The following is a 23641-nucleotide window of genomic DNA, read 5'->3' on the forward strand; positions in this document are numbered from 1 at the left end:
GTGGAGAATGACTAAGCAACTAATGCGTAAAATGGTTTTTGTTCGGCAAAGTGAATCAAAATCACTGAAATATAGATTACACCAAAAAAATTCGTTGCAGCGTTCCTCCTTTCAACTCAATCATGGAAATCGTAAAGACTACGAGGTCAAAGCAAAACAAAGTATTCCTTCAACAGAAAATGCTTTTTCAAGTAGTTTACAATTTCAAAAACTTCAAATGAAACAGTCAGCGAAAAAGCAAAGAAAAATGGATCGATTTAAGAAAAGCTATAAGGTTAAACAGGTTGCAAAAAAAGAGCTGTTCGATAGCAAACAACGATTATATCTGCGTAGAAAGCAGTTAAATCAAGTTTTAAGTTCAAAAAAACAAGCACCAACTGTTCTTTCCTATTATCGAACAAAAGAACAGTTGGCGGCTTATCAAGTGAAGTTATCGAAAAAACGTTTGAAAACGGCTAAATTAAGAGATCCTATTCATCCGGTGAACATAGCTGTTTTTCAAGCAAAAAACAAAGTGCTTGATTCAATTTCACAAGACGATACGTTAAACGAAGCTGTTCATACCTATTATCAGGTAAAACGTCTGAAAAGAGAAATGAACCTGGTCTATCGAGTCGGTCATCAAAGCATTAGATTAGTAAGAAATCTAGCTAGTCATTCTTATGGTTTAAGTAATCGAATGTACAACATGATGAGAGGAAGAGGATTTGAACGAACGCCTGAAAGCATAAAGAAAGCGAGAAAGCTACATCAAAAGCAACGTTTGAAAAATTATCAGCAATTTATCAATCGATATGCACAAGCAAAAAAAGCAAAAAAAGCACAACAAGGTTTTTCTTTGATCAAGGACCTATTTTCAGGTAAGAAGCAATTAGTAGATGTTGTTTTTACGTTAGCCACTCAACCCGCTACATGGATACTCTTTGTTTGTATGTTGGTGTTGCTATTCTTTTTTGGGTTGCTTATGAGTTCTTCTCGTCCAGTGATTGTGCAAGAAGAACGTGCGTTGACTGATTCTTGGAGTTATGTGACTGAAATCGATGCCAAACATACAGATGAAAACAATCAATTCTTTACGAATATTGACGAAATCATGTTTTTTATGAATATTAAATTTGATGACTATGAATTATCTGAATCAAGAGTACCGTTACAAACATATCGTCAATATTTAGATAAATTATGGTCTGATTTGAATGGCAGTGATCCTGATTATCGTTTGCATACGATGGATGATTTAATCAAAAAGAAAGAGTATGCTTTTTCTGAAGATGAAAAAGAGTTGTATGCATTATCTAAAGAATCTAGGTATGTAGGCTTAGAAGATTTATTAGAATTTCCCTATACTACCGATCAGCTAACAATAAGTAGAAGATTTGGGTATGAGAAGGTATCAAATAAAGAAGAATTATTTGAAGGTGTTGAAGTGTCTACACCCTCTAAACAATATCTTGAAGCTCCTATTGATGGGGAGATGAAAACATTTGAAGATGGCATACAAATTACACAAACGAACACTTATCGACTGAAAATAAAGGGTCTAACAGAATTGTTTAGAAAATCAAAAATAAAAGTGGGAGAAAGAATAGGAAGAGTAAAGGAGAATACCATTCAGATATATTATGAAAAATATGACAATATTAAGAAAGAATGGTTTTATGTGAATCCAGCTTTCTATTTTCCAAAAGTAACTTATGTGCAACAAACCATATTAAGCAGTGATTTAGCTACACCTGGAGCAGATATTGCCAGTCGCGCCAAATATATCTTTAACTACTTTTCAAAATTAGGCTTTACCAAAGAAGGAATTGCGGCTATTTTAGGTAATTGGCAAATTGAATCAGGCATTAATCCAAAAAGTGCAGAAGGGGCTTTTCTCAATCCTCCAGTTGGTGCCACCGCCACTTCATGGGATGACGATAATTGGCTAAATATGAGTGGCATAGATATCTATGGCAACAATACAGTGATTATCCACCGTGGACTTGGATTGGGACAGTTTACAGATACAAGTGATGGTTCCAATCGCAATACATTGATTCGGATGTACGCCAAAGAAAAGAATAAGAAATGGTACGATATGGACTTACAATTGGATTTTATTGCAAATGCTGACGCTCCTGCTTATCGTACTTATTTGAATCGAGTGGGAAAAAGTGAAGTAGCTAAAGATGTAGTCGCCTTAACAAAATACTTTTTAGATAAGTGGGAAGGAAATCCTAATAATAAGTTAGCGGACAGAATACAAGCGGCTAATTATTGGTTTAATTACTTCTCTAATCCAGTCAACCAAAGTAGTTATCGTTTACCTTTGACTGTAATTAATCTAAGCAGTCCTTTTGGTTGGCGTAACTTTGGCGGTGTTTCTGAGTTTCATAGAGGATTAGATTTTGCGGCTAGCATGGGGACACCAATTTATGCGATTTCTGATGGTGTAGTATTGAAAGCTGAATATCATTATAGTTGGGGCAACTATGTACAAATTAAACATCCAGATGGACGTTCTAGCTTGTATGCTCACCAATCACAGATTTTAGTTCATGCTGGTCAAGAAGTACATCAGGGCGATAAGATAGGCTTAGTCGGTTCGACTGGAAATAGTACAGGTGCACATTTACACTTAGAAATTTCAAAATCAACCAGTTTAGCACAAAATGAATTAATTGATCCAGCAACTGTTTTAGGTCTGAAATAAGAGAGGAGGAAACGCAGGAAGAAAATACTTCTTTTTGCTAAAGCTTAATGAAGGATGAAAGAAAAATTAAATGCATAAAGAAAATATTATTGATTGTAGGAATACTTTTTGGTCTCGTTTTTACTTTTCTGATTGGAAGTAGTACGGGATATTATCGTGGTGTAAAGAAAATGACCTCTACTCACACTAAAACGACAAATAAAAAGGAAAAAGATGTTTTATTGACACAATCTGAAGTTCAAAAGTTTTTAATTGCTTATTATACAAAAGAAGATTTAGGAGAGAATCAAAATCGTTATAAACCATTTATGACAGATTCTCTCTATCAATCAACCAAGGAGGAAGAGCAATTACCGATTCAACAGGCGTACAAAGGCTATGTGGTCAATCAGGTTTTTCAGAAAGCAACCATTTATATTGACCAGAAAAATCATACTGCAGTTTGTTTGGTTAGTTTTAAAAATACACAGCGAGTGAAGAAAGGTTCTGATGAAAGAGCCATTAAAAATCAATCTAATCAGCAAAATATAAAGCTTACGTATCAATTAATCGATGGTCGTTACAAAGTGAATCAAATGAAGCCCATTGTAATAGATGAGAACATTACAGAATTGGATAAAAATAGCTATCCTAGCGATAGAATCCAATTGCCTACACAATTAATGGAAAATAGTGCGTCAGAAGCCGCTGAAACCTCAAGTTCAGATACAAAGCAAGAGGAATCATCGAATCAAGTCACAGAATCAAAATCAGCAGAATCTGATAAAACAGAAACTTCTACTCCTGAAAAATCGACTAATGAAGAAAATCAAAAATCAGAAGAACCAAAGAATAAGGATATGCAAGCAATTATTGATAGCAGTAAGTAGGAGGTGTTCAGATGAATAAAATGGAAAAACTAGAAAATAAACGAAAAAAGTTACTGAGTGATATCGAACGTTCGGAGTCTATCATTGAAAAAGAAAGTGAGAAGCTATCCGCCTTGAAGGAAAAACTAGAAGTAACTGAATATGAAATTACGGCTGCTTTGATGGTAGAAAATGATTTAAATCTGGATCAGCTGAAAGAATTGTTACAAATGGATGGAGTGAAGGAGTTATTGACACCAACTTCACAAAATACGAATAGTTATTCAGAAGTACAGGAGCAGTCTTTAGCAGAGGAGGGAGTTTAGATGTTCTTTTTTAAAAAGCCAGAAGAAAAATTTGAATTTCTTTTTGTCAAGGGAATCATGTTAGATGAAATTAGTAGCACATTGGATTTTATCAATTTTATAGATAGTGAAAATGCAAGATTAGAATCGCTTGGACAAACGGGAAGCATGGTTGCGATTAAATATCTTGAAAAACGGAATAAGAAAAAAATGATTTATGCGCAACGCATTCATTTACCTGTGGCATCAGAAGTAGATATGGATGAATTTCTCAATAATTTCTACAGTATGAAGCCGATTGCCTTTGATGAGTCTATTTTGACTATACCTCCAGTAACAGAAGAAAGTGAAACAACACAAAAAGAAATATTAGAAGCTACTAAAGAAGATAGTGTAAGTTTAAGCAGCAAAGAAGCAATTACTTCTATTGACCTATCAAAAGTTATCGAGAAAAATGTTTATTCTCCGCATGATGCTATGCAGAAAGAAATTGAGCGTCAACGTGCAGAAATTGAGGAATTAAAACAATTACTACTCAAGCAACAATCTGAAACGGTGGTAGAAGATTCTACAAGTAGAAAAGTAGAAGTGCAAGTTGCAGAAGAAAGTGAAACAACGCAAAAAAAAGTATTAGATGAAGCTACTAAAGAAGATAGTGTGAGTTTAAGTAGCAAAGAGCCTTCTACTGCAATCGACCTATCCAATGAAATGATGATGGATACAGATGTGGAAGAAGTTTTGGACTTAGTGAAATCGAGTTACCAGGAAAAAGTGCAAAATTATCTGGAAGAAGAACGCCAGAAAATTTTAGTGGAAATTAAAGAGCTAGACCAGCGTGATAAGATTGAAGCACAAGTAAGCGAAAAGTTAAATAAGCAAAAGAACATTGACTTGAAAGTTATGCAAAAAGAATTAGCTGCTGATTTTGAAAAACAAATGGAAGAAGAAAATCGACGTCATCAAGAGGCGTTGAAACAACTTGAATTGACGCATAAAAAGACACAAGCTGCAAAAGAAGTGGAAATTGAAGAAGCGTACAGAGATAAAATCACTCAAACGATTCAAAAAGAATATGAGACACAAACTATTCAGCTGGAACGTATTTTACAAGGAAAAGCGGAGGAATTGCAATTAAGACAAAAAGAAATGAATAAGGGATTGAAAGCCGATTTTGAAAAGATTTTACAAACCTTTAATCAAGGGCATGAAAGCGTCATTCAGTTGGTAGAAGCACAGAAGAAAGAAAAGAATATCCTTTCCTTTCCCGAAAAAGTAAGGAAAAAAGCGTAAGAGATCGATTTGTTTCGGTCTCTTTTTTTGAAAGTAGGTGACTTTGTATGGAACAAAAGGATATCGTACACAAAATCTTTAATCCAGGTGTACTAACGCTAGAACGCTTGCTTTATGCAGCAACCATTCTGACAGGTGAAACCATGTCTGATTGGATGGCAAAAAGACAAACTTTAACAGGTGAAACGCAACTGTATCAATTACTAAATAGCAAAGACGCAACAACCTCAGTATCTTTAGATTTAAAAAGAGAAGTGGATTTAAATAAATTAAAGGCCTATCTAAAAGAGCAGGGTTTACCTTTTTCTTTCCAAAAAACTGAAACTGGCGTCAATCTTTTCTTTAAAGTACAAAATGAAGCACTTGCCAAAAATGCATTGAATCGTTTCTATCAAGCGGCTATTTCTAATGCAAAAGAATTTTCAAAGACGATATTGAAGCGTCCTGAACAAATGAGCTTTGAAGAACGTGTGAAATACGCACAACAAAAGACGTATCAAGGCGTGATTCAAGGCGTTCAAAAAACGAAGGGAAAATGACTATGCAAATTTATAAAAAAGAATTTAAACCTTATCTAGTCTTATCTATATGTATCGCCTTACTATTTGCAGCTACAGGAAATTTTTGGTCACATTTACCAGGAGATTCTTTTTATGAACAAGTAAATTTTTTCTTTGCGGAATCAATGTTGGACTATATGCTAGTAAATAATCATTGGCTGACACTTTTTTATCCTAGTTTATTAGGTTTATATTTGTCGTTTATTGGCTTAGGCATAGGCTTGCTTTTTTATACGTATAACAATGATTCTAGGTATTATCGACCAAATGAAGAATATGGATCTGCGAGATTTGCGAAAAAAGAAGAGATGGCAAGATATGCAGATGAGATTCCAGAATATAATACAATTCTTTCTAAGGTTGCTAGGATGGGCTTGTTTAATGATCGTATTACTAGAGCTTTTCAACGAAATAAAAATCTTATGATTATTGGTGACCCTGGTTCAGGAAAAACTTTCAATGTGTTAAAACCTAATATCTTACAAACCAATGCCAGTTTTCTCATTACCGATCCTAAAGGATTATTAATTAGAGAATGTGGCGCTTTTTTAGAAAAAATGGGCTATAAGATTAAAGTCTTTGATTTGAATACACTGTTAAATAGTGACCATTTCAACGTATTCAAATACATCAAAACAGAATTAGATATTGATAAAGTGTTGGAATGGATTACTGAGGGTACAAAGAAAACGGATAACCAGGGGGAAGATTTTTGGATTAAAGCAGAAGGACTGCTCATTCGTAGTTTTTTAGCGTTTTTGTGGATAGATGGTCAAGATAACGATTATTTACCACATATTGGTATGGTGGCAGATATGTTGCGGTTTGTTAAACGCAGAGAAAAGAATAAACCTAGTCCAGTAGAAGAATGGTTTGAAGAACAAAATGAGCGTCATCCAAACAATTATGCTTATCGTCAATGGACACTGTTTAATGATTTGTATGAAGCAGAAACACGAGCTAGTGTATTAGGAATCGCGGCTGCTCGATATTCTGTCTTTGACCATTCGCAAGTGGTTGAGTTAGTCAGAAATGATACCATGGATATTGAAAGTTGGGATGAAGAAAAGACGGCAATTTTTGTTACGATTCCTGAAACAACGGATTCTTACAATTTCCTAGCAGCTATTTTTATCTCAACAGCAATGGAAGTATTGAGAGATAAAGTAGATAAAGTTTTGACAGGTGAAATAGCGTATCGTCAACTTTTACACTTCAGATTTTGGATTGATGAGTTTGCCAACATTGGACGTATTCCTAATATTGATAAAGCATTAGCTTCATTTAGAAGTCGGAATATGTCAATTGCCATATTTCTTCAGGCGTTAGATCAGCTAAAAACAATGTATAAATATGGTTGGGCTAGTATGGCTAACTTATGCGCTACAGTCATATTTTTAGGCGGAGATGAGGAAGCAACTGTTAAATATCTTTCAGAACGTATTGGCTCGCAAACGATTGGGACTAGAAAATATTCTCACAATAAAGGTAGGCAAGGTGGCGGTTCAGAAAATAGGGATTATACTGGTCGAAAACTACTTTTTCCAGATGAGATTGGTAGATTAAATGGTGACGAGTGTCTGGTATTTATTACCAAAGAATTTGTCTTTAAAGATGAAAAATACCCCGTGTTCGACCATCCAAATGCCCAATATTTAGCCAATAAACCAACAGATGAGAACTGGTATCGCTACAAACGCTATAAAGATGATGTAGAGGAATTTTTAGACAAAGCGGTGATGGTGGATCACGGAGAAATTCCAGAAACAATTTAAAAGTAGAAAAGTAGAAAATTCCACAAGTAGAAAAGTAGAAGTTTCTACTAACGAAGAAAGAAGGGAAGAATATGTTGTTTGATGTAGAAAATGTACAAGAAAAATTATCAGATGAAAGTTGTTTAGAGATATTAGAAGCAACACCTGGCTATGTTAGCTATCATCAATCTGTACCTTTAGATAAGCAGTCAGAAAGCTATGTAGAGTTGATGGTGGTTACAAATAAATATGCCAATCTTGCAGAAAGTGATTATAATTATTGGCTGCTTACACTCACGCAATCTGGAGAAAATAAAGGTACACTTGCCTACGGAGAAAATTGGGCAAATGACTTTGAGATTAGTAATGAGTTAACGCAGCTTCAGATGAGTGGTGAAGTCCTTGAAGAAGTGAATGTAAATGACTTTCTTGAGCAAGCCGATAGACAACTTTCAACTGTCAATGCACGTTCAATTATTAAGGAAATCCTCAATTTACCTATTTACGACAATAAAGAAGAAAATACGATAGGGCAAGCCTTAACGGGTGTAGATTTAGATTTACTTTCTTTAGAAGATTTTCTAAAACGATATCCTTACCTAGATGAAGATTTAGGAGAAATGGATTGGATTAAAGACCCAACAAATCCTCAAAATATGGTGTTATTCGACCCACAATGTGCATCAGATATACTATGTATGAGTAGTAATCCTGTAGATATTGTGGAAGTGTTAGAAGATGACTCTTATTTCATGAGCATTGAAGGCAGAACATTTGATTTTTCAGGAGTAGATAAGCATTTTGGACTAGAGGAAGCCTCGACACGTCAAGCCTTTCAGGTCGCAGAAGGAGTTGGTGAATCTTTCCAGAAAGCTAAACAGAAATAGCGATTGGGCTTCAAAGTAGAAAAGTGGAAAAGTAGAAGCTTCTACCTTTCTACTTGTAGAATAAATATAAAAGAAAGTAGGGATAACTATGAGTCAGAGTAAGTTTAACTATCCAGATGAACAAGTCTATCAGTATTTAACGGATCAAATGGAATTAGCAAAATTAGAGATACTTTTAACAGAAGATGAGCATATGCAACAACGTTTAGGTCTCTTTCAAAAGGTTTATGATTTTTTTGAAACATTGGTAGAAAGAGCTATTGAAGAACAATCTACTTTGCCAACAGAAGCGGATGAGGACAACGATTATTATGGAATGATTAACGGTATGGAATTAGACCGTTACTTGGTGTCTCTTCGTGAAACAGCGATAGATGACGTTTACCAAAAGAATGTTTTAGCAGAAATTCAAGACAAGATTTTTGAATTGTGGGAAGCTTATGATTTAGAACAAGAGAAAAAAGAAGAGCTAGAATGGCAACGAGAACATCCTGATTGGGTGCGTGATGATGATTTCTAAAGGAGCGTGGTTTGTATGAAAAAATTAACTTCATTGATGAAAGAAAAATATGGTATCACTAAAGTGGCACCTTTAAAATTAAATGCGGATGATCCAGTCAATATTCAATTACGCAAGATTGCTAGTTATATCTATAAAACAGGCGACTGGACGGAATATGATATTCAAGAGGGGGTAAGACAAGCTGTCCTCTCTAAATATTCTGTGACGCAACAACAAACGTTAGAGATAAAGCTATCGCCAATGTCAGAGGAAGATATAAACCAACAAGCTGTGTTTCGGAGTTATACGAAAGGCTATCATATAGAGATTACCGATACGGCAACTCAGAAGAAATTCACGGATAGTCCTACTTACTATTTAATTGATACGGCAACCAATAAGCAAAAAAATCATAATGTACGCTATTATATCCGCCATACTGTGCCTGTTGTGAGATTTTACACTGGTTATGAGCAATATTTAATCGGTATGGCTAAACTGAAGAAAGATTTGCTGCGATATTACGAACAAAATCAAGAGTTATTTGAAGCGCACCAAGTAAGTTTCACTGAATATAAAAGTAAAGTGGATAGTATGTGTAATCGGATTCAGCAAAAGGACACCAAATTTTTTGAAGAAAGAAAACCTAGAAAGCTTTTTGGGGGAGAACAACCATTGACAGAGGAAGCGCTTCGGTTTAATTTTATCCGTGCACAGATTCAGAAGTATATTAACCATACGTATAATATCGTTCGGCAACAAAATTATGAAGCAGAAATTGATAAAATGACTCGTGCAAGTGCATGGCAAACAAAAAAGAATATTAATGATGAAACAAAGTCTTTGATGGAAAATACTTCTCTCAAAGACTTTTTTCATTATGTTGAACTGGACAATGATGTAGATTTGGAACTTTATCAGATTTTCGAAAAAGAAATGCAGTCGATTTACCCTTTGTTGCCTAAAACCAATGAAGTAGCCGATTTACGTTTACGAAAGTTAGGGAATTACCAAGCACTAGGGCTTTATCATTCGATGTCTCAAACGATTGCTTTAGACTTTCGCAGCGGTAAAGATCGAGGCAAGGATAAGAATAATCCATACGCACCCAATGAACCAGGGATTGCTTCTTTTATTCATGAATATGGACACTTTTTAGATTTTACCGTTGATGTGGAAATCGGCAACTTATCCATGCAAGAAGCCTTCCAACCTATCTTGCAGCGTTATCAACAAAATCTCAATCGTTTAGATAAGGATAGTTTCGTTAAAGCAAGAGCAGATTATTACAGTACCCCTACGGAGGTATTCGCCAGAGCCTTTGAGGTCTATACGGCTCATCTAGGGTTACAATCTAGTTTCCTGAGAAATTCTAAAAGTTATGAATTACTGGAACAATATCAATTGTTTGATGAATCGATTCGTCCCGTTCTGTATGCGTATTTCGACCAGCAATTTCCAGAATATCGGAAGCAAATTGAAGCTTATCAGTCTCAAAAGTTAGAACGTACTTCTATGGCTGAAGTTTCTAAAGAGATGATAAAACAAATTGTAACAGAAAACCCCATTATTACTGACTCTAAAGGAGAAAATGTAGAAAGTTTTACAATTAGAAAAGTGGAAGATAAGACAAACGAAAAAGTAGAAAGTTCTACAAGTGGAAAAGTGGAAAATTCTACAAGTGGAAAAGTAGAAAATTCTACCAAGATAGCAAAACCACAAAATCAAGTGCAAGGTTCGATTCGTACACATGAAGAAAGAAAGGATTTCTTAAATCAAATCAATCAATTGGATATCGTAGAGGTTGCTGCACGATTAGGAATGGATTTGGTAAAACAAGGACAGTCTTATACCTGGGCAACACATGATTCTTTCGTGATAGATACACGCAAGAATTACTTCTACTGGAACGCACAAGGCATTGGAGGGAATGCGGTGAAACTTGTTCAAACCATTCAAAATGTTTCCTTTAAGCAAGCACTCAAATGGCTACAAGAACAAGAGTTTACACAAGTTAAAACCTTCCAAGAAAAACCAAGGGAACCTTTTAGATATTACTTGAAAGAAACTAACCGACCAGGACAAGGAACAACGTATTTGAAAGATGAACGTGGAATCAGCGATACAACTATTCAATTATTTAAATCTCAAGGAGCCCTTGCAGAAGGTACGAATCACTCGAAGGATGGCTATAGCGAACCTGTATTATCTTTTAAATCCTATAATCCAGAAGGAAAATTAGTTGGCGCTACGTTTCAAGGAGTGGTCTATAATGTAGAACGCTATCCTAAGAAAGGACGCATGAAACTTATTTTGCCGAATAGTGATGGTTATCAAGGAGTTAAAGTCACGCTAGGGGAACAACCCAAGCATTTCATCTTTGCGGAAAGTCCGATTGATTTAATGAGTTACCTTGATTTACACCCTGAATTATTTAATGAAAATGTTCAACTTGTTTCGATGAACGGCTTAAAAGAGGGAGTCATTTATCAAACACTCAAAGACCAGTTTAATCCTAATTATCCAGGTACGGCAGAAGAATATTTTAAAGACTTAGACGCAAAAATGAATGCACAAATCGCTTTAGAAAAAGGCTTTAAAATAACGCTAGCTATCGACAATGACGCTGGTGCACAAAGATTTGTTGAAAGATTTCGCCCTAAAAATTTCCCACTGGTGCTTGATTTACCATCAAAAGAGGCAAACGAGGAGAAAAAAGATTGGAATGATATGCTCTTAGAAAGTCGAGAAAAAGCAGAAGAAATTGACGCAGAATTTACAGAGGTAACAGATAGAGAGGAGTTAGCTAAAATGAATGAAGAAATTATAGATGATACTAGATTAGATAAGAGTGAAGATGTAGATACACAACCACGTCAGGAAGAAACTCAGGAAACAGCAAAAATGTTCACTGAAGCAGAAGCAAACCAAATCTGTGATGTCATTATGCACACACCAATTGCTCTAGTTGATTCAGAAAGAGAATTGCAATTCGTAACAATGGGGCAGGCTATTAAAAGTCATATGATTGAAGCTGCTACTGGATATCACCCAACCATTTATACTCGTTACAATTTACCAGAAAGTCATAAAGAATTGTTAATTGAAGATCCAAATGCTAACTTCTTTGTTTTCAATAAAAAAAGAACTGGAGGTACATTTATTTTAGCTTCTGAAAATCAAAAGGGGCTATTTCATGCGTTAGGTGGAAGTTCCGATATCCATATTGCGTATGATTCAATAGACAATGATTTTGGATTGAATATTGACTCTACCACAAAGACCTTTCATGCAAATACGCAAGAATTAGTGTATATAGATGATACATACTCTTATTATCTTAAAGATGAATACATTGATGAAGAAGAAAATAGAATAAAAGATATTCCAATGGATGAACGTGATGTGACTTATTTAAATGAGCTAGAAAAGAATTTAGAAACCAATCAAACGCTAGAAACAGTGATGGAAGCTCATAAACAAGATGTAATTGCTGAGGTACAACAGAATTCAGAATATCTAACAAAAGAGGAAGTTACGCAGCTTTTAGACGAACATTTTCAAAAAGTAGAAAAGCTATTAGCAACGGTAAATGTAGCGTCTGAAGCCAATCATGTAACGACCAAACAAATCATTCAACAATTCCTTCAAGAGCTAAAAGCACTCTTGCAGAGTACAAAACAAAAAATGACTACTATGGTAACAAACAAGTTAGACAAACTTGAAAGCAACTTAGAAGCCAAACGTGTCTTTATTAAAAATAGCGTGAATGAACAAGTGCTTAAATTATCTGATTTGATGAAAAATACGGCAAATAAACTTGACACAAAATTTGCATTAGAGGTATCACATACGCAAGAACAAGCTATTGATACAAAAAAAAATGAAGCGATTCGCACGTTTAATGTTACGGTTAATAGAAAAGAAAATGCTATGGAAATGCGTTTGAAAAAAGCTAGGGAAGGCGATAAAGCGTTGAAAGCAAATCAAGCCACACAAATGCAACAAGAAACTCAAGATATACAAGATATAGATGAAAAGATAAGTAAAGTACGCTAAAAAAGAGCATAAAAAAAGAGAGGCCTCCACTAGTGAGACATTCGAAGCATGCCCTGCTTGTACCTCTCAAGAAATATTATATAGGAGAGAATAAATCATGTCAAATTATATACTAGTAATGATTGACTCAGTATTTGTTGCAGAAACAATAGCTAGAACAGGCAGTGATGAATTATTAGAAAAAGCCTTAAGAAACTATATTGGTTTATATGACCAAACAGAAAACTGGTATATCCCCTTACGCTCTAATTTAGGGAAACGTAAACCATCAGAATGCTTTTATGAGACACCTTTTCAAACGAACAATCCACATTTTAAACGTCCTGGATTAGATTTTGAGAAAGCATTGTATGTGCCTTATGAGTCAGTGATTCAAATTCAAAACACTTTGCCAAAAGATCAGGCAACATTCATTGATACGAATGCAGAAGATATAAAAAGTAAATTTGAAACATATTTATTAAATTCAGAAAAACCTGATCAAGCAAAAAATTATAAATATTCAACAGTACCTTTATTCCCAGAAGGTATCGAAAAAATCAAAGCATTAAAACAAACTGAAGTAAAAGAAATTGATTCAGAAAAAGAAATAGATTTGCGACAAGCACTAAAAAATCAAAATCCAGTTGAAGTGAAAAAAGCATTGAAATTAGATTTGCTTGACTATGGAAAAGATAAAAATAAATTAAAGGATTACTTGAAAATCTTTGCAAGAATGCCTTATCTCTCAGTTGAAAACTTGCAGCTGCTTGTCGCACAAAAGGCGGATATTCGAAAGTTTGAACGCCTAACTGATTGGCAAATGGAGAATCCAGATGAAAAGAATCAATCTCAGACCTATCAATTATTAGATACGCAATATGTGACAAAGTTAGATGAAAAAGGGCAACCAATCATTGATGATGAAGGAAAAGCTGTGAGGTATAAAACGACTGAATTAATTGATATTGTGGAAGTAGAAACAAGCAAAAAAACAAATAAAGAATGGACAAACAATGATTATGTTGAAGTGTTCAAGAAATTAAAAAATCTAACTTCTTATGAGATTAAGATAGACAAAATCAATCAAAAATATCAAATAGATGACAACAAAAAACAAATTGTGATACAGGAGCATTTAGGTTATGAAGCAACAATGCTGACTTTAATTCATGCGATTACTCATCAAAATGCAAAAGATAAGAATCAATTATTTCTTGCGGATGTACACGAATATGTATTAGCTAGACGACTAGATTTACCTGAAGCGGATGTCATATTCGAATCGCTGGAAGAGAAGAAATTGAGTGAAACTGAAATCTATAATGTGTTGAAATTCATCTCTAAAGAAGGAAAGACCTTCATTCAAAATGCTGAAAGGCAAATGTTTCATCCAACTTTGGAAACAAAATTTGAATCGAAATTTGAAGAAAGAGTGGCAAAAGCAAAAGCGAACAAAAATAAGCAAACACACAAGAATACGCAACAAATGAATAAGCAAAACTCCCCAAAAGGCAAACGTCCGTAAACGAAAATAAAACAAAAACAGTCAGTCGTATGCGGACGAGAAATTCAAAATTAGATATTCAAACTTTAGAGGATTTTATGTTAAAAGAGGCAAATGAATAATTTAAACTGGGGGATTGGGGGACTCCCCAAAACTTCTACGCTCATCATTTTTTATTTTGGTGATGAGCGTGGAAAATCGTATTTGCACGGGCAAATACTATGCTCGCAAAAGGTGAAGCGTAGCGAGGAAAAAATTTGTTTTTCCTGATTTTCGTCAAAAGGGGTTCGGGGAAAAAGTCCGTTTGTCCCCGACGCAAATTTGAAAGGAGTAAAATTTATGCCAACAGGAAAAAGATACCGTTCGTACAGAAAAGAAGTGTATTTTACAGAAGCGGAGTACAATTTTATCAATAAAAAAGTAGAGAAAAGCCCCTTCAACAACTTTCAAAATTTTGCACGGATCATGCTGATAACGGGTGAAGCAAAAATTGTTGATTATTCTGAGTTAAAAAAGCTGAATGGGCAAATTAACAGACTCGGAAATAATATCAATCAAATTGTAAAACTCGCACATTACTTTGATGAAATCTCAAATGAGGATATTCAAGAAATTAAACAAAACGTCAATTACATGAAAGCATTAGTGGAAGCTGCATTAAAAGAAGAAAAGAGAGAGGAAAGGAGAATTTGGCAAAATGGTCTACACAAAACATTATCAAGTACACAAGATGAAACATTTAAATCGACTGAATGATTATGTAGAGGACGCGGCCAAAACGGTAGTCACTAACAAAGAAAGAAGTGACCTAGACAATCTATTTCAATATGTGATGAATGATAATAAGACACTCAATAAGCAGTTGGTAAGCGGCTATTTAATCAATGATGTCTACAATGCAATGGATGAATTTCTAGCCACAAAAGAATTACACGATAAGAAAAAAGGCACTTACATTATATTTGATGAAAAACAAAATCTGTTGAAATTAAATCAAGAGAGTATTGAAAATATAGATGGTCGTGGGCAACGTGTATTAGCTCATCATTTAATCCAATCCTTTTCGCCAGATGATAATTTAACCCCAGAACAAATACATGAAATCGGGCGAAAAACTATGTTAGAATTTACTGGGGGAGAGTATGAATTTGTGATTGCAACTCATGTAGATAAGAAACATATTCATAATCATATTGTGGTCAATTCGACTAACACGGTGACTGGAAAACAAATGCCCTGGAAAATTGCGAAACAGAAAAGCGGAAAGAATAAAGACTACACCAAAGAATTATTTGAGCAGATTTCTGATAAGATTGCGAGTAGGTATGGTGCGAAAATTATCGAGAAGTCTCCCAAAAATTCGCACAAAAAATATACAATGTGGCAAGCAGAATCCATTTTTAAATCCAAAATACAATCACGATTAGACTTTTTAATTGGTCACTCACATAATTGGTTTGATTTTTTGGAAAAGGCAAGAGCACTTAATCTTGAAGTTGATACGTCAGGTAAATGGACAAAATATAAATTGCTAGATGAGCCTCAAATCAAATGGACAAGGGGGAGAAATTTAGATAAGGGAAATCCAGCAAAATACAACGAAACAGAAATAATCAAGCGACTAGCAAATAACGATATTACTTTTTCGGTTGATGAAGTCCTTTCGGCTTATGAAGAAAAAGAAGTAGCTGCAAAAGATGATTTTGACTACCAGCTAACGATTGAATCCTGGCAAATCCATCATGTGACAGATAAAGGCATTTATTTGAATGTGGACTATGGTCTATCTAGTAGGGGACAAATTTTTATAGGCGGATATAAAGTAGACAGATTAGAAAATGGCGATTATCAATTTTACTTTAAACGCAAAGATGCTTTTTATTTCATCAGCGAAAATGAAGAAAAACGTAGGCGGTATATGAACGGGGAAACCTTAATGAAGCAGCTAACACTTTATAATGGCAATGTGCCAATTCAAAAGGAACCTGTGATTGAAACCATCCATCAGTTAGTGGACGCTATTAATTTTTTAGCCAAGCATGATATTACGGCGACTCAAACTGGGAACATGGAAAGAAAATTAGAAGAAGCACTGAACGAAGCTAAATTACGCTTAAAAGAAATTGATCAGTTGATTGAAACACAAACGGAGCAAGGAAAAATCATTTATCAAATCGAAATGACAGATAATGAATTAGAGAAGCAGCGACTGCAAAATCAACTTGAGGATAGGGGAATGCAGCTACTTTCGATTGATAAAATTAATTCACTGATTAAAGCAACCAAGCAGCAAAGACAATTTCTGTATGATACTTTTAATGAGACAGTAAAAGATTTAGAAAAGTATCATGAATTGAAGTATGCAGCACTACAAGGGAAAGAAAATCAAAAAGTAGAAAAGTGGAAAAGTAGAAACTTCTACAAGTAGAAAAGTAGAATAATTTAGTTATAAAGTGTTTACATTTTTGCAAAAAAAAGGTAATCTATTAACATAGATATTGTATGTAAAGGAGAGTTGTTATGGGATTATTATCTAAACATTTGGAAAAAAACTGCGAAAGTCAACTTGCTGGAGAACTAAATTTTAGTGTTCAAGAAGCATATCGGTACTTACATGAGTTAATTAATGCCAATCCTATTTTAAAACGGAAAGAGATGAACAAATCTTTAGGTCATATTAGACAAGGGCTAGTAGACGTTGCGTTAGATGTTGTTCTAAGTGATTCACCAATTAAAAGTGATGTGCAAATGATTCCAGCAAAGAATAATACGAATGGATATACTTATTCGATGATTGAAGTTAAGGGTGCAATTATTTCTCCAGTTAAAGTGAGAAATAGAAAATATATGCCTCGTAAAGCAGTTCATAGAAGTACGGCAAGTGTCTTGAATAGACAATTTGATCTATTTTATTCTCAAGAAGATATAAACGAAGAATACAGCAAAGATACGCCACCGTTCATTTTATTAACTTATGGCGGTAAAAATCACCAATTAGAATTTGTACAACTTGGATTGCCTGATGTGTCTACCGAAAAATGGATTGACCGACTAGAAATTTCAAATGTCCCAAGGTTACAAATTGCAGATGGTAAGCAAGAAGAAACTCGTAAAAAGCTAGATTTAACATTGACTGCGTACTCTGAAGATTTGTTGAGGAGGGAAATCAATGGAGAAAACAAAATTTAATCCAACTCGTTTAAAAGAAGCTAGAATTGCAAGAGGATTGACTAAAAAAGAATTAGCAGATAAAACAGGAATTTCTAGGCAAATGATAAGCAATTATGAATTGGGAAAAACAACCCCAGGAGCAACTAATTTACTTGCTATAATTAAGGAACTGGATTTTCCTAAGAATTTTTTCTCTAGCAATCCAGAAAATATATACCGAGGAACAACGTTTTTTAGAAGTCAAGCTGCAGCAACCAAAAGAGCACGTGATATGCAATCTATCCGATTAAAATTTCAAAAAGAAATCTATAATATTTTTTCGTTATATGTTAATTTTCCAGAGGTTAATTTACCTGAACCTTTATTAAAAAATGTAGAAGATATTACTGAAGAAGATATAGAAAATATGGCAATATGCTTAAGAAAATGTTGGAAAATAGATATGCAATCTCCGCTACACGATTTAATAGGAAATGCAGAAGCAAACGGAGTAATCGTTGTTGAATCCAATATGCAACATGATAAATTGGATGCAGTTTCTGAATGGATAGGTGATAGACCTTTTATCATGTTAACTGATAATCAAGAATCTGCTGTGAGAAGAAGATTTAATATTGCGCATGAACTGGGGCACTTATTGTTACACGGAGATGTAGAAAGTATACATGATTATTCTAGTAATGAACTAAAAATTATAGAAAAGCAAGCTGATTATTTTGCTTCATGTTTATTATTGCCGGAAGAAGCATTTATTCGTTCTCTTCTCTCAATTAATTTAGAATATTATATTGAGTTGAAGAAATATTGGAAGGTATCTATGCAAGCAATGATAATGAGAACTTTTCAAATTGGTTTAATCAATGAGGATCAGAAGTTATACCTTTTCAAAAGAATTGCTTTAAATAAATGGAAAAGTAAAGAACCATTAGATAATGTGATAATTTCAGAAAAACCTACACTTTATCATGAAGTGTTTCAAATGATTATTGAAAATGATTTATTAACGAAAAATGAGTTAATAAATCAACTTGCTCTCCCAAACGATGAACTTGAGAAGTCTTTAAATATTACAATAGAAAAAATCTATAATAATGTTACTCCGTTTTTACGTTTAGTATAATTTTTTTAATAGATAAATTACTATTAACTCATTAATCAACAAGAAAGTAGAAAATTCTACAAGTAGAAAAGTAGAATTTTCTACTTTTTTTGAGTGTAAACAGAATGAATTTTTTAGCTAAGTATGGTACAATAGATGTGAAAAGAGGAACTGCTGGAAACAGTTCCCCTAAAAAGCAAGCTCGAACGGTAGCTTTATAAAATTCGCTAAATAGCTCGTCCTACAACATGCCACTGTTACTTAGGACGGCTATTTTTTATTGTTCATGTGCTTAATAAGCTCCACAACAAATGTTAGTAAGGCAATGATAAACATGCCGAAACTAAGCATTAATGTGAGCCCTTCAGCTACACTCACGAAGCAACCTCCTTTCGTGTAGATTCCATGATAACATTCATAGGCACCACCACTTTCATAAGGGATTGCTACCGCCCACTTGCTGATTAAATTACACCATAAAACAGTATAGAATGGTTGATACATCAATATTTTTTTGCTGTAGAAAAGTGATTTTTGAATAACGAAGAAGGCATTAATATAATTGCTTTGTTATTTGATAATAAGGGGTTTGAATTGAATGGAAGAAACATTAATCAATACGAAGCAATTAATCGAAAATGACTTTTTAATGAAGATTCAGCAGATTGAAAATCAAAAAGCAAGTGAGTTGTTAGCAAGTGGTTGGAAGTATGTAAAAACGGCTACTCGAACAGTAATATTTACCTTTGGCGAAATGACCTTTAGTAGACGATGCTATAAAAAGGACAATGAATATTGTTATCCTGTGGATCAAGTATTAGGACTACTTCCCTATGCTAGATATAGTAAGGAAATATGCTACTTGATAGCTAAATTGGCGACTCAAATGACTTATCGTGCGGTAGCTAGTACAATCGAAGAAACAAAAGGTATCCATATAACAAAAGATACCGTGTTAAAAGTAAGAAAAATGGTGGATGAACTATACGCTGCAAAAGATGAATTCGAATTGTTGAAAGATGAAGAAATTATCAAAAGAAAAAAAGTGGATAAATTGTATATCGAAGGAGATGGCGTTATAGTTAAAACACCATTAAAAGATGAAAAAAATCGCACTGAACTAGCACATTTTGTTATTCACGAGGGTGTTGAAAAGAAATATAATAGAAATACATTGATAAATAAGCATGAAATTATATCTATCAGTAATAAAGCAGCGAGGAAATTGGTTTTGGATTATCTATACAATACATATGAATTTGACGAAAATAGCTTGATAATTACTAATTCGGATATGGGAAAAGGATATACAGCGTATACATTTAATGAGTTAGTAAAATCATTTGGATGTAAACACGAGCATTTTTACGATGAATATCATGTCAATGACTCAATAAAAAGAATTTTTAAGAATGTTCCAGCTTTAAAAAATAAAGCTATTGAAGCAATAAAGACGCATAGTCGCAAGAATTTAAAAACTGTTTTTGATACTTTTGAATCTATGATAACGGACGAAAAAATATTACAAAGATTTTGGGATATATCAAAACGGATACTCACCAATTTTCAGTATACTTTACCAGCAAGAAAACGTGGCTTCTCACATGAAGGAATTGGCATAATGGAGTCGCAACATTGTAAAATTTCTAATCGAATGAAACATAGAAAAATGAAATGGTCGATAAAAGGTGCGGAAACCATGGCAAGGATGATTATAGATATTGGTCAGAACAAACTTGATGATTTGTTTTTTGGTGAGTGGAGAGGCGGTTACATTAAAATGCAACTCAAAGGATTTTCAGCTGCAAAATCAAATGTATACACAAGAGGGAAAAAGAATATTAAAGAATCAGCTTATAAAATAGATTATAATGGGTGGATTAAAATATAAAAAACATGATAAAATCAACGTTTTTCATTGCTTTCTAAAAGAAAATAGGTTATAATTAAGGCATAAGAAAAAGGCAAGGAACTCCACATTCCTTACCTCACAAATTAAGCAAATACCACTTGCTTAACTCAATTCTAATTATAAAAAAGATTCTGAGGATAAGCAAGAGGCAATCTCCAAATTTTTGCACTTTCTTATCCTCTTTAATTTATTCATCAGACTACATCATAACTAAAATTCAGACACACACCTACTGATTTTTTTCCTAGATATTTTAATCAAAAATTTGTATAATAAAGATTAGCGTATTTCAAAAATAGACACAGAAAGGGACTGGTAAAATGAGTTATCAAGCGTTGTATCGTGTATGGCGTTCGCAAAGATTTGCAGATATTGTCGGACAACAGGCGATTACGCAGACCTTAAAAAACGCAATTAAACAAGATCAGATTTCGCATGCTTATTTATTCACCGGCCCTCGAGGAACAGGGAAAACCAGTGCGGCGAAGATTTTTGCAAAAGCGGTAAACTGTCCTCACCAAAAAGACGGCGAGCCTTGCAACGAATGTGAGATTTGTCGTTCAATTACGCAAGGGACGCTGGATGATGTCATTGAAATGGACGCGGCTAGTAATAACGGAGTCGATGAAGTCCGCTTGATTCGGGATCGAGCGAATTATGCACCGACACAAGCCAAGTATAAAGTCTATATCATCGATGAAGTGCACATGCTTTCAACAGGGGCTTTCAATGCTTTATTAAAAACGTTAGAAGAACCTAAAAAGAATGTCATCTTTATTCTGGCAACAACCGAAGTGCATAAGATTCCGGCTACTATTATTTCGCGAACCCAACGTTTTGATTTTAAGCGTATTGGAATTCCAGAAATAAGCGAGCATTTGGCCTATATATTGGACCAAGAGCAAGTTGCCTATGATCAAGAGGCACTTCAACTTATTGCTAGATGCGCTGAAGGTGGGATGCGGGATGCGTTAAGTATATTGGATCAAGCTATTGCCTATCATCCTGAACACATTGATTTGCAGACGGCGATGAGTGTGACCGGTAGTTTATCCGATGAAGTGATGGCCCAACTATTGACCTATTGTGAAAAACAAGCAACTGCACAAGCCTTAACTGCAGTCAAAGAGTTATTGCAAGCGGGAAAAGAAGCCAAACGATTATTGGAAAATTTATTGGTTTATTGTCGGGATTTATTAATTGCGCAAAAAGCACCAGATTATTTAGCACAGCAAGCAACCAATTATACTGAGAGTTTTCATCAGTTGGCCAAAGAGTTAGCACCAGAAACGATTTTTCAATGGATAGAGATACTTTCCAAGGCACAAAATGAATTACGCTTTGTCACGAATCCGACAATCTACCTAGAAGTGGCAATTGTAAAATTAAGTGAGCCTACACAAACACCTCGTCTATCTGTTGGTTCACAAGCAACGAATGCAAGTCCTGCGATGGATTCACAAGAGGTGCAGCAATTAAAACAGCAAATTCAAGCTTTACAAAAAGAAGTTTCGCAATTGAAGCAAAATCAAGGAAGCACACCGACGGAAAATAAACCGAAACGTAGCACAACTTCACAAAGTACGGTGCAATATCGGATTCCGAAAGTACAAGTGTTTGACGTCTTATCGAAAGCCACTCGTGAAGATTTGCAGGCTGTGAATCAAGTTTGGGAAGAATTGATGCAACACTTGCAAGTAACGCAACGGGCTTTATTACATGCTTCAAAAGTGCAAGCAGCTTCTCCAGATGGACTAGTAATCTCCTTTGGTTATGAAATTTTATGTAATAAAGCGGCTAATGATCAAACGCTACTGAATGATATGCAGAATTATCTCAGTCTGTTAATTAAAGATTATTCACCGAAATTAGTCTTTATTCCATCAGATAGCTGGCCACAATTAAGACGTGAATTCATTACCCTACATAAAGATGAATTTGCTAAAAAAACAGCAACTACTGACAAAACAGGTCATGAACAAACAAATGGTGATACACCTCAGCAGCCAAATCATGAATTTATGGCAGAGGAATTAGCAAACTCACCAGAACAAGAAACGGAAAAAATGGTCCAAACAGCCCAAGAGTTGTTTGGTGATTTAGTTAAAATAGAAGAATAATGAAGAATTTGGAGTGATAGCATTATGATGCGCGGAATGGGCAACATGCAAGGAATGTTAAAACAAGTAAAGAAAATGCAAAAAGAAATGATGGCGGCTCAAGAAGCTTTAAATCAACAGACTTTTATCGGTGTTTCAACCAATGATTATGTCAAAGCTACCGTTACAGGTGAACAACAATTAAAAGATTTGGAAATTAATCCTGCTATTATTGATGATCAAGATCCAGAAATGTTACAGGATTTAGTGATTATGGCCGTGAATGATGCCTTACAAAAAGCGAAAAAAGCCCAAGAAGACACATTAGGTAAATATACGAAAGGCTTACCAGGATTTTAATTAAAGGGATGAGACGATGCAATATCCAGAACCAATTGCCAGATTAATTGCAAGTTATATGAATCTGCCGGGGATTGGTCAGAAAACAGCGACAAGATTAGCTTTCCATACGATTGATATGAAAGAAGAAGTGGTGAATGAATTTGCCAAATCGCTCTTAAGTGTCAAACGTGATTTAATTTTTTGTAGTGTGTGCGGCAATATCACGGAAGAAGATCCATGTGAAATCTGTAGTGATGAAACGCGCGATAAAAGTACGATTCTTGTCGTTGAAGAACCCAAAGATGTCATGGCGTTAGAAAAAATGAAAGAATATCGGGGGCTTTACCATGTCTTACACGGGGTCATTTCACCGATGGAAGGCACAGGTCCGGAAGATATTCAAATTCCATCGCTCTTAACACGACTTCATGATGAAAGAGTCAAAGAAGTGATTATTGCGACCAATGCAACGACAGAAGGAGAAGCAACCGCAATGTATCTATCTAGGCTGATTAAACCAGCAGGCATTAAAGTAACCCGTCTTGCTCATGGTTTGTCTGTAGGAAGCGATATTGAGTATGCGGATGAAGTAACCTTGCTCAAAGCGGTAGAAGGCCGTCGCGAGCTATAAA

At 34.7% G+C, this 23641-nt stretch carries 19 protein-coding genes; 18 read left to right on the forward strand and 1 reads right to left on the reverse strand.

Features of this window, described 5'->3' with window-relative positions:
- Positions 1 to 7 precede the first annotated feature (7 nt).
- The 14 genes from I567_RS04770 to I567_RS04835 all read left to right on the forward strand — a co-directional run bounded on the left by I567_RS04770 (position 8) and on the right by I567_RS04835 (position 18677).
- Positions 8 to 2695 carry a phage tail tip lysozyme gene (locus I567_RS04770; protein ID WP_016251117.1) on the forward strand — a complete coding sequence of 896 codons (2688 nt, stop codon included), beginning with the start codon at positions 8 to 10 and terminating at the stop codon, positions 2693 to 2695.
- 47 nt (positions 2696 to 2742) lie between these two features.
- Positions 2743 to 3564: a hypothetical protein gene (locus I567_RS04775; RefSeq protein ID WP_016251118.1), complete on the forward strand. Its 822-nt coding sequence runs from the start codon at positions 2743 to 2745 to the stop codon at positions 3562 to 3564.
- Positions 3565 to 3575: 11 nt separating this feature from the next.
- Positions 3576 to 3869, forward strand: a complete 294-nt coding sequence (locus tag I567_RS04780; RefSeq protein WP_016251119.1) for a hypothetical protein — start codon at positions 3576 to 3578, stop codon at positions 3867 to 3869.
- The gene (locus I567_RS04785; protein WP_016251120.1) at positions 3870 to 5138 is read left to right on the forward strand and encodes a hypothetical protein; all 1269 of its coding nucleotides are present in this window, start codon (positions 3870 to 3872) and stop codon (positions 5136 to 5138) included.
- Between the two features lie 47 nt (positions 5139 to 5185).
- A complete protein-coding gene (locus tag I567_RS04790; RefSeq protein WP_016251121.1) occupies positions 5186 to 5677 on the forward strand; it encodes a DUF3801 domain-containing protein in 492 nt (163 codons plus the stop codon).
- 2 nt (positions 5678 to 5679) lie between these two features.
- Positions 5680 to 7473 (forward strand): VirD4-like conjugal transfer protein, CD1115 family, encoded by a 1794-nt coding sequence (locus tag I567_RS04795; RefSeq protein ID WP_018345200.1) that lies wholly within the window; start codon positions 5680 to 5682, stop codon positions 7471 to 7473.
- A gap of 71 nt (positions 7474 to 7544) precedes the next feature.
- On the forward strand, positions 7545 to 8339 hold the full coding sequence (locus I567_RS04800; RefSeq protein ID WP_016251123.1) for a hypothetical protein: 795 nt from the start codon (positions 7545 to 7547) through the stop codon (positions 8337 to 8339).
- 88 nt (positions 8340 to 8427) lie between these two features.
- A complete protein-coding gene (locus I567_RS04805; RefSeq protein WP_016251124.1) occupies positions 8428 to 8859 on the forward strand; it encodes a hypothetical protein in 432 nt (143 codons plus the stop codon).
- Positions 8860 to 8874: 15 nt separating this feature from the next.
- The gene (locus I567_RS04810; protein ID WP_016251125.1) at positions 8875 to 12900 is read left to right on the forward strand and encodes an LPD1 domain-containing protein; all 4026 of its coding nucleotides are present in this window, start codon (positions 8875 to 8877) and stop codon (positions 12898 to 12900) included.
- A gap of 97 nt (positions 12901 to 12997) precedes the next feature.
- Positions 12998 to 14407: a hypothetical protein gene (locus tag I567_RS04815; protein WP_016251126.1), complete on the forward strand. Its 1410-nt coding sequence runs from the start codon at positions 12998 to 13000 to the stop codon at positions 14405 to 14407.
- 318 nt (positions 14408 to 14725) lie between these two features.
- Positions 14726 to 15142, forward strand: a complete 417-nt coding sequence (locus I567_RS04820) for a plasmid mobilization protein (protein WP_016251127.1) — start codon at positions 14726 to 14728, stop codon at positions 15140 to 15142.
- Positions 15084 to 16814: a helical hairpin domain-containing protein gene (locus I567_RS04825; RefSeq protein WP_016251128.1), complete on the forward strand. Its 1731-nt coding sequence runs from the start codon at positions 15084 to 15086 to the stop codon at positions 16812 to 16814. The genes I567_RS04820 and I567_RS04825 overlap by 59 nt, the downstream gene beginning before the upstream one ends.
- Positions 16815 to 16906: 92 nt before the next feature.
- Positions 16907 to 17575, forward strand: a complete 669-nt coding sequence (locus I567_RS04830) for a hypothetical protein (RefSeq protein WP_016251129.1) — start codon at positions 16907 to 16909, stop codon at positions 17573 to 17575.
- Positions 17556 to 18677: a helix-turn-helix domain-containing protein gene (locus I567_RS04835; RefSeq protein ID WP_016251130.1), complete on the forward strand. Its 1122-nt coding sequence runs from the start codon at positions 17556 to 17558 to the stop codon at positions 18675 to 18677. Before I567_RS04830 ends, I567_RS04835 begins: the two co-directional genes overlap by 20 nt.
- 249 nt (positions 18678 to 18926) lie before the next feature.
- On the opposite strand, the gene I567_RS13120 is transcribed toward I567_RS04835, so the two are convergent.
- Complete coding sequence (locus tag I567_RS13120) at positions 18927 to 19160, reverse strand: putative holin-like toxin (protein ID WP_071858872.1); 234 nt, start codon at positions 19158 to 19160, stop codon at positions 18927 to 18929.
- 94 nt (positions 19161 to 19254) lie between these two features.
- Here I567_RS13120 and I567_RS04840 point away from each other — a divergent pair, with 94 nt between their 5' ends.
- The 4 genes from I567_RS04840 (at position 19255) to recR (ending at position 23640) form a co-directional block, all read left to right on the forward strand.
- Positions 19255 to 20547 carry an ISLre2 family transposase gene (locus tag I567_RS04840; protein ID WP_016251131.1) on the forward strand — a complete coding sequence of 431 codons (1293 nt, stop codon included), beginning with the start codon at positions 19255 to 19257 and terminating at the stop codon, positions 20545 to 20547.
- A 341-nt stretch (positions 20548 to 20888) separates the two neighbouring features.
- Positions 20889 to 22688 (forward strand): DNA polymerase III subunit gamma/tau, encoded by a 1800-nt coding sequence (gene dnaX, locus I567_RS04845; protein WP_016251132.1) that lies wholly within the window; start codon positions 20889 to 20891, stop codon positions 22686 to 22688.
- 24 nt (positions 22689 to 22712) lie between these two features.
- A complete protein-coding gene (locus tag I567_RS04850; protein ID WP_016251133.1) occupies positions 22713 to 23027 on the forward strand; it encodes a YbaB/EbfC family nucleoid-associated protein in 315 nt (104 codons plus the stop codon).
- Positions 23028 to 23043: 16 nt separating this feature from the next.
- Positions 23044 to 23640, forward strand: coding sequence for a recombination mediator RecR (gene recR, locus I567_RS04855; protein ID WP_016251134.1), 597 nt, complete (start codon positions 23044 to 23046; stop codon positions 23638 to 23640).
- The last annotated feature ends 1 nt before the right edge of the window (position 23641 follow it).

The sequence above is a fragment of the Enterococcus cecorum DSM 20682 = ATCC 43198 genome (assembly GCF_000407565.1).
Classification (GTDB): Bacteria; Bacillota; Bacilli; order Lactobacillales; family Enterococcaceae; genus Enterococcus_E; species Enterococcus_E cecorum.

Excerpts from the sequence above, each read along its gene's own strand:
- I567_RS04830 (WP_016251129.1), top strand. The coding sequence starts at position 16,907 with ATGGGATTATTATCTAAACATTTGGAAAAAAACTGCGAAAGTCAACTT.
- I567_RS04795 (WP_018345200.1), top strand. The coding sequence starts at position 5,680 with ATGCAAATTTATAAAAAAGAATTTAAACCTTATCTAGTCTTATCTATA.
- I567_RS04780 (WP_016251119.1), top strand. The coding sequence starts at position 3,576 with ATGAATAAAATGGAAAAACTAGAAAATAAACGAAAAAAGTTACTGAGT.
- I567_RS04840 (WP_016251131.1), top strand. The coding sequence starts at position 19,255 with ATGGAAGAAACATTAATCAATACGAAGCAATTAATCGAAAATGACTTT.
- I567_RS04815 (WP_016251126.1), top strand. The coding sequence starts at position 12,998 with ATGTCAAATTATATACTAGTAATGATTGACTCAGTATTTGTTGCAGAA.
- I567_RS04825 (WP_016251128.1), top strand. The coding sequence starts at position 15,084 with ATGGTCTACACAAAACATTATCAAGTACACAAGATGAAACATTTAAAT.
- I567_RS04820 (WP_016251127.1), top strand. The coding sequence starts at position 14,726 with ATGCCAACAGGAAAAAGATACCGTTCGTACAGAAAAGAAGTGTATTTT.
- I567_RS04775 (WP_016251118.1), top strand. The coding sequence starts at position 2,743 with ATGAAGGATGAAAGAAAAATTAAATGCATAAAGAAAATATTATTGATT.
- I567_RS04850 (WP_016251133.1), top strand. The coding sequence starts at position 22,713 with ATGATGCGCGGAATGGGCAACATGCAAGGAATGTTAAAACAAGTAAAG.
- dnaX (WP_016251132.1), top strand. The coding sequence starts at position 20,889 with ATGAGTTATCAAGCGTTGTATCGTGTATGGCGTTCGCAAAGATTTGCA.
- recR (WP_016251134.1), top strand. The coding sequence starts at position 23,044 with ATGCAATATCCAGAACCAATTGCCAGATTAATTGCAAGTTATATGAAT.
- I567_RS04800 (WP_016251123.1), top strand. The coding sequence starts at position 7,545 with ATGTTGTTTGATGTAGAAAATGTACAAGAAAAATTATCAGATGAAAGT.
- I567_RS04770 (WP_016251117.1), top strand. The coding sequence starts at position 8 with ATGACTAAGCAACTAATGCGTAAAATGGTTTTTGTTCGGCAAAGTGAA.
- I567_RS13120 (WP_071858872.1), bottom strand. The coding sequence starts at position 19,160 with ATGTATCAACCATTCTATACTGTTTTATGGTGTAATTTAATCAGCAAG.
- I567_RS04835 (WP_016251130.1), top strand. The coding sequence starts at position 17,556 with ATGGAGAAAACAAAATTTAATCCAACTCGTTTAAAAGAAGCTAGAATT.
- I567_RS04810 (WP_016251125.1), top strand. The coding sequence starts at position 8,875 with ATGAAAAAATTAACTTCATTGATGAAAGAAAAATATGGTATCACTAAA.
- I567_RS04785 (WP_016251120.1), top strand. The coding sequence starts at position 3,870 with ATGTTCTTTTTTAAAAAGCCAGAAGAAAAATTTGAATTTCTTTTTGTC.
- I567_RS04790 (WP_016251121.1), top strand. The coding sequence starts at position 5,186 with ATGGAACAAAAGGATATCGTACACAAAATCTTTAATCCAGGTGTACTA.
- I567_RS04805 (WP_016251124.1), top strand. The coding sequence starts at position 8,428 with ATGAGTCAGAGTAAGTTTAACTATCCAGATGAACAAGTCTATCAGTAT.